Here is a 752-nt window from a genome sequence, read left to right on the forward strand (position 1 = left end):
TGGCACAATATATGCAGTAATTTGATCCTTCCTTTTCTGTCAGGCAGATCAATGCAGATACTTCTGTCAAATCTTCGGACCAATGCCGGATCCAACGCACCTGTACTGCCATTATTGCCTCCCATATTGGTAGCAGCCATCACAAGCACCGGTCTCTTGGCAGAACTTTTAAATCCATCCATTTCTGTCAACAGCGCATTCAGGATTTCCTGCCGTCCATCTCCCGTATCACTCTCTGTCCTTCTGCGCCCAATAGCATCAATTTCATCAATAAACAAAACAGCCGGTGCGTACTTTCTGGCAATAGAAAATATCCTATGAACCGATTGCGGCCCTTCTCCCGCCCATCTGCTGATAAACTGATCTGCAGACGCTGTCAGGAAAGTAACATCTGATTCTGAAGCCATTACTTTGGCCAGCGATGTCTTACCTGTCCCCGGCGGTCCATAAAGCAGCAGCCCTTTCGGAGCCTTGGCCCCCTTCTTCAAAAAGCTGTCGCTGTCTTCCAAATATTTCTGGAAATACTGTAATTCAGATTTTGCATCCTCAGATATCACAATGTCTTCCCAATGCAGATCTGGTTTTTCATTCGCTGACAGAATCGCATTCTGTTCATCTGCATCTACTGCTGTCGTCATTCTCAGGTCGAAGACCCGTATTGTACCAACTGTACCATCCTCACTCAGGAACTGTACCGTTTCGTAAGACAGCACCTGATGTTTCAGCGCCAATGTATCCATCGCTTTTTGCTG

General features: G+C 46.5%; 1 protein-coding gene. It reads right to left on the reverse strand.

Translation table 11 applies throughout. The features are described 5' to 3' along the window. Positions 1-752: ATP-binding protein (locus tag WMO25_RS18515; protein WP_349086730.1), on the reverse strand; the 752-nt coding region annotated here is incomplete at both ends.

The organism is Coprococcus intestinihominis (genome assembly GCF_040096555.1).
GTDB classification, from domain to species: domain Bacteria; phylum Bacillota; class Clostridia; order Lachnospirales; family Lachnospiraceae; genus Coprococcus_A; species Coprococcus_A intestinihominis.